We start from the raw sequence: 5,753 nt of genomic DNA on the forward strand, positions 1-5,753 counted from the left end.
CCCTCACGACCGCACCGCGCACGGGCCCGGCGGCGCCCGCGCGCCGGCGCCCCGCGGCGCGCGTGTGGCGCGACCGCGTCCCCGGGATCGTCATGGGCGGCCCGGCCGTCCTGGTGTTCCTCGCGATGTTCATCGTCCCGATGATCCTGGCGTTCGTGCTCAGCCTGACCGACTGGAACGGCTACAGCCTGAGCTTCACCTTCATCGGGTTCGAGAACTACGCGGAGGCGTTCCGCAACCCGCGCACCGTGGACGCGGCGGTCTTCACCGCCGTCGTCGCCTTCGTCGGCACGGTCCTGTGCAACGGGGTGGGCCTCTTCATCGCGGCGCTCATCGCGGGCAACAGCCGCGCGAACACGCTGCTGCGCACGATCTTCTTCTACCCGTACATCATCAGCGCGCTGATCATCGGCTTCCTGTGGTCGGCGATGCTCTCCCCCGAGGGCGCGGTGAACGGCCTGCTGGGCCATCTCGGCGTCGCGCCGGTGCCGTTCCTCACCGAGGTCGCGTTCGCGAAGGCGAGCGTGATCCTCACGATCGTGTGGTCGCACTTCGGCTTCAACATGATCCTGTTCCTGGCGGGCATCAAGTCGGTGCCGACCGAGTACTACGAGGCCGCCACCGTGGACGGCGCCTCGAAGTGGCAGCAGTTCCGCCACGTGACGCTGCCGCTGATCGCCCCGGTGTTCACGGTGAACCTGGTGCTCACGCTGGTGGGGCTGCTCAAGGTCTACGACATCGTCCTGGCCCTGACCGACGGCGGCCCGGCCGCCTCGACCCAGACGATCGTCTACCAGATCCTGCGGGACTCGTTCGCCCAGTCCGAGCTCGGGTTCGGGGCGGCGCAGTCGGTGGTCCTGCTGGTCGTGACGGCGGTGCTGGGCCTCGCGGTGACGTTCGCGCGACGCGGCGCGGAGAAGAAGGTGGCGGACTGATGGCGACGACGACGCAGACGACGCAGGCGGCGCAGGCCGTGGCGAGCCGGCCGGGGCAGGCGGGCGGTGCTTCCTCCCCGGGCACGACGACGAACACCGCCCCCGCGCGCCGCCGCCGGCGCGAGCGGCCCGGAGCGGGCACCGTCCTCAAGTGGGCGGTGCTCGGCCTGGGCGCGCTCGTCATGCTGGTGCCGCTCTACATCATGGTGATCAACGCCTTCAAGCCGCAGGACGCGATCATCTCGTCGCCGCTGGCGATCACCCCCGACACGTTCAGCCTGGAGTACCTCCAGGCCGCGCTCACCAGCGAGAAGTTCAACGTGGTGAAGGCGTACGGCATCACGCTGCTGTTCGTGGCGCTGGTCAACGTGTGCGGCATCGCGCTCGCCGCCCCGGTCGCGTACGTCATCGCGCGGGGCCGGTCGAAGTGGCACCTGGGCCTGCTGCTGCTGTTCGTGTCCGGGCTGTTCATCCCCGGCCAGGTGACGCTGATCCCCGTCGTGTTCGTGCTGCGGGTGCTGGGCCTCATCAACACCATCCCCGGCTTCATCCTGTTCGAGACGGCGGCGACGCTGCCGGTGACGATCTTCCTGTTCTCCGCCTACCTGCGCACCGTCCCGCGCGACATCGACGAGGCCGCGGCCCTGGACGGTGCGGGCAAGATCCGGGCGTTCTGGTCGTGCATCTTCCCGATCATGCGGCCGGTCGTGGCGACGATCGTCGTGCTGAACTCGATCAGCGTCTGGAACGACTTCGTCAGCCCGCAGATCATCCTCGGCCCGGGCTCCGGCATCTACACCGTGACGACGGGCGTCTACGCGGCCGTGGGCGAGTTCTCCACCGACTACACGACCGTCTTCCCGACGCTGCTGCTGGCCGTGAGCCCCGCGATCCTGTTCTTCGTCCTCATGCAGCGGCACATCATCGGCGGCCTGGTCGCCGGGGCGACGAAGGGCTGAGCGCCGACATGAGCGAGACGACGGCACCCCGCGTGCCCACGACGCCGCTGCACGACGTCCCCGCCTGGGCCGTGCTCGAACGGCGCCTGTTCGACGCCACCGAGGAGGCCTGGCGGCTCTTCTCCGCCCGGTACACCGGGCCCGACGGCCGCATCCTGCACGCGGGCGGCTTCGAGCACCGTGACGGCGTCGACGACCTGTACGAGCCGTTCTTCAACTGGCCGGCGTTCTACGCCCTCGGCGGCAGCGACGAGATCCTCGCCGCGGCGAAGCACCACTTCGAGGGCGTGACGGCGCAGCTCGCCGAGGCCGGCATGCTCACCGGGGAGTACGAGAACGGGTACGACTGGTTCCACCAGGGCGAGTCGCTGCTGTTCTTCTACCAGCTGTGCGCGGCCGACCCCGGCGACGAGCGGTTCGCCGAGCGCGCCCGCCGGTTCGCCGCCCTGTACACGGACCCGGCGCACGGCAACTACGACCCGGCCCGCAACATCATCACGGCTCCGCACAACGGCGCGCGGGGACCTCTGGAGGGCCTGGGCACGGAGTGGCTCACCTACCCCGCGTCGCTCGACTACATGGAGGCGTACGGGCTGCCGCTGCACGGGCTGCCCGGCATCACGCGATGGGCCGACCTGGCGGACCCGGCGAAGGCGCAGCTCATGGGTGACGAGCTGCAGCGCCGGGCGGCCGGGGACACCGCGGTGAACCTGGCCGCGACGTCCCTGGTCACCAACCGCTGGCTGTACGACGGCGACGCCGCGTCGGCCGCGTGGGTGACGCGGTACGTGGACGGCTGGCGCGAGCGCGCCGCCAGCGGGCTCGCCCCGGGCGGCCTCATGCCGGACAACGTGGCGCCCGACGGCGCCGTCGGCGGCCTGCACGACGGCGCGTGGTACGGCGGCCACTACGGCTGGACCTGGCCGCACGGGCTGCACTCGGTGGGCATGAGCACGCTGATCGGCGCGATCAACGCGTCGTTCGTCTCGGGCGCGACGGCGGGCACCATGCCGGGCGGACGCGACGACGGTCCGCTCGACCTGGTGCGCACCATGCTCGACACGGCGCTGGACCACGCGGTGGTCGCCCCCGTCACCGAGACGCCCTTCAGCCTGCGCGGCAGCTGGCTCGAGCGGCTCGGGCCGCACGCCGCGGAGCCCACGACGCTGGTCCCGTACCGGTACGGCGCGGACGGCTGGTTCGACTTCGGCCCGCTCCAGCTCGACCTGCCCACCTGGCTGTGGTGGTGGACGCGCGACGACGCGGACCGCAAACGGCTGGACCGGGTGCTGGACGGCATCCCGGGCTCCGACGAGGTGCGGCCCTTCCGCGACAAGGTGGAGGCGGGCCACGAGGGGCCGTGGCTCGCGTTCCTCGACGGCTCGCTGCCGGACTACCCGGAGCGGGCGCTGTCGATGGCGCTCGGCCAGCTCGCCCGCCGCGTGGCGGTGATGGACGCGGAGCCGGTGGACCCCGAGACCGTGCACCTGCACTTCTGGCAGCGCGCCAACCCGGTCGTCACGGAGGTGCTCGGGCAGCTCGTGACCGGCACCCCGCAGACCCTGTACAACGGCGGGCTGCCGTTCGCGGCGGTCGCGTACACCGACGCCGACCGCCGGCGCCCCGGCCTACCGCCGGACGTCGCGGCGCTCGTCTGCGGCCTCGACCGCGACGCCGACGGCTCGGGGCACATCGAGCTGAGCCTCGTCAACCTGTCGCCGACGCACGCCCGCCGCGTGCGCGTGCGGCCGTCGCGGTTCGGCGAGGAGCGCCTCACGGGCGTCGTCACGCGGGGCGAGGACGGCGGCGTCTGGCCGGGCCCCTCGACGGCGTCGGCCGGCGTCGCCGGGGCGCGCTCGACCGCCACCGTGCCGCTCGACGCGCCCGACCTGCTCGTCGAGCTGCCGCCCAGCCACCGCGCGGACGTCGTCCTGCTCACCGCGCCTGCCACGACTGCGCCGCGGCACCACCTGCTGCACCACGAAGGAGCCTGACCATGACCCAAGCCCTCACCACCGACGGGATGCCCGCCGACCCGACCGCGGGCCTCGTCCGGCCCGACGTCACGCTGCCGGTCCGCGGCCCGGCGTTCGAGCGGGCGGACGCGGCGGCCGTCGAGCGGCTGGGCCGGGTGTCCTCGGCGACCGCCTGCGCCAAGCTGCACGGCCTCGGCATCCGGCACTCGTTCGTCGAGGGGCCGCGGCCGCTCAAGCCGGGGTACCAGGTGGTCGGCTCCGCCCTCACGCTGCAGTTCATGCCGCAGCGCGAGGACCTCGCGGCCGGCGACGAGCAGGAGTACGTGGAGCGGCACACGGCGCTGTGGCACGTGCTGGAGACCGTGCAGCCCGGCGACGTGCTGGTGGTCCAGGCGTACGGCAGCCGCTTCTCCGGGTGCGTGGGCGACATCCTCGCGCGCTACTTCCAGCGCAAGGGCGGGGCAGGCATGGTCGTCGACGGCCGCATCCGCGACTCCGGGAAGATCCGCGACCTGGGCCTGCCGGTGTGGTCCACCGGCGTCACGCCGCACTACGCCTCGCAGTCCGAGCTGTTCCCGTGGGCCTTCGACGTGCCCGTCGCCGTCGGCGGCGTGCTGTGCATGCCGGGCGACCTCGTCGTCGCCGACGACGACGGCCCCGTCATCGTGCCCCGCGCGATGGCCGACCAGGTGGTCGCCTCCGCGCAGGACCACGAGGAGTGGGAGGGGTTCAGCCGCCTGCGCCTCGACGAGGGCGCGCGCCTGAGCGACTACTACCCGCTGACCCCCGACACGCGAGGGGAGTTCGAGGCATGGCGTTCCGCGCAGGGCTCCGCCCTCTGACGGCGGCCGGCGACGGTGACGGCGGCGGCGCGGACACCGTCGCCGCGTCGTCGTTCGGGCTCGGCTGCGCCCCGATCGGCAACCTGTTCACCCCGGTGGAGCAGGCCGACGCCGAGTCGACGGTCGGACGCGCGCTGGAGCGCGGGATCCGCTTCTTCGACACGGCGCCGCACTACGGCGCAGGGGTCAGCGAGCAGCGCCTCGGCGCCGCGCTGTCCGGCGTCGACCGCGACACCGTGGCCCTGGCGACGAAGATCGGGCGCACGATCGTGGACGCCGACGGCGCCGCCGTCCCCACCGGCGGCACCGGCACGGGCACCGTGGGCGACCTGAGCCGCGACGGCGTGCTGCGGTCGCTCGAGGGCAGCCTCGCGCGCCTGCGCACCGACCGCGTCGACCTGCTGTACTTGCACGACCCGGAGGACGTGGACGCCGCCCTGCGCGGTGCGCTGCCCGCGCTGCTGGAGCTGCGCGACCAGGGCGTCGTGCGCGCCGTCGGCGTGGGCATGGTGCGGACGGAGCCCGTCGCACGGTTCGTGCGCGAGGCCGCGGGCGTGCTGGACGTCGTCATGCCCGCCGGTCGGGTCACCCTCCTCGACCGCACGGCGCTGGACGACCTGCTGCCCGCCGCCCGCGAGCGCGGCGTCGGGGTGGTCGCCGCGGGGGTGTACAACTCCGGCGTGCTCGCGGACCCGGTCGCCGCGCCGTTCTTCGACTACCACCCCGCGTCGCCGGGGCAGGTGGAGCGCGCGCTGCGCATGGCTGCGGCGTGCGAGGCGGCGGGCGTCGACCTCCCGACCGCGGCCGCGCGCTACCCGCTGCGGGTGCCGGGCGTGGAGGCCGTCGTCGTGGGGGCGCGCACCCCGGGCGAGGTGGACGTCTTCGCCGACGCCGCGGACGCCGTCGTCCCCGAGACCCTGTGGGCCGAGCTCGACGCCGTCGCGGCGCCGACCGTCGTTAGACCGTGACCGTGACCGTGACACCCCCACCCCCGGGTGCCGAACAGGTGGTTACTCACGTTCCCAACGCTGAGAACGTGAG

Annotated in this window: 5 protein-coding genes; all 5 read left to right on the top strand. The window is 73.3% G+C overall.

The window, feature by feature from the left end:
• Nucleotides 1–935: carbohydrate ABC transporter permease (locus tag ACFT55_RS18620; RefSeq protein ID WP_380245334.1), on the top strand; the 935-nt coding region annotated here is incomplete at its 5' end.
• Entirely contained in the window at nt 935–1,894 is a 960-nt protein-coding gene (locus ACFT55_RS18625) for a carbohydrate ABC transporter permease (RefSeq protein ID WP_380245335.1), read from the top strand. The genes ACFT55_RS18620 and ACFT55_RS18625, both read left to right, overlap by 1 nt.
• A gap of 8 nt (nt 1,895–1,902) precedes the next feature.
• Nucleotides 1,903–3,888, top strand: a complete 1,986-nt coding sequence (locus ACFT55_RS18630) for a hypothetical protein (protein WP_380245336.1) — start codon at nt 1,903–1,905, stop codon at nt 3,886–3,888.
• Nucleotides 3,889–3,890: 2 nt separating this feature from the next.
• The gene (locus ACFT55_RS18635; RefSeq protein WP_380245337.1) at nt 3,891–4,712 is read left to right on the top strand and encodes a ribonuclease activity regulator RraA; all 822 of its coding nucleotides are present in this window, start codon (nt 3,891–3,893) and stop codon (nt 4,710–4,712) included.
• Complete coding sequence (locus ACFT55_RS18640; protein ID WP_380245338.1) at nt 4,682–5,680, top strand: aldo/keto reductase; 999 nt, start codon at nt 4,682–4,684, stop codon at nt 5,678–5,680. Before ACFT55_RS18635 ends, ACFT55_RS18640 begins: the two co-directional genes overlap by 31 nt.
• Nucleotides 5,681–5,753 lie beyond the last annotated feature (73 nt).

The sequence above is a fragment of the Isoptericola sp. NPDC057191 genome (assembly GCF_042670225.1).
Lineage (GTDB): Bacteria > Actinomycetota > Actinomycetes > Actinomycetales > Cellulomonadaceae > Isoptericola.

Coding starts and splice junctions, on each gene's coding strand:
- ACFT55_RS18625 (WP_380245335.1), top strand. CDS start 935: ATGGCGACGACGACGCAGACGACGCAGGCGGCGCAGGCCGTGGCGAGC.
- ACFT55_RS18630 (WP_380245336.1), top strand. CDS start 1,903: ATGAGCGAGACGACGGCACCCCGCGTGCCCACGACGCCGCTGCACGAC.
- ACFT55_RS18635 (WP_380245337.1), top strand. CDS start 3,891: ATGACCCAAGCCCTCACCACCGACGGGATGCCCGCCGACCCGACCGCG.
- ACFT55_RS18640 (WP_380245338.1), top strand. CDS start 4,682: ATGGCGTTCCGCGCAGGGCTCCGCCCTCTGACGGCGGCCGGCGACGGT.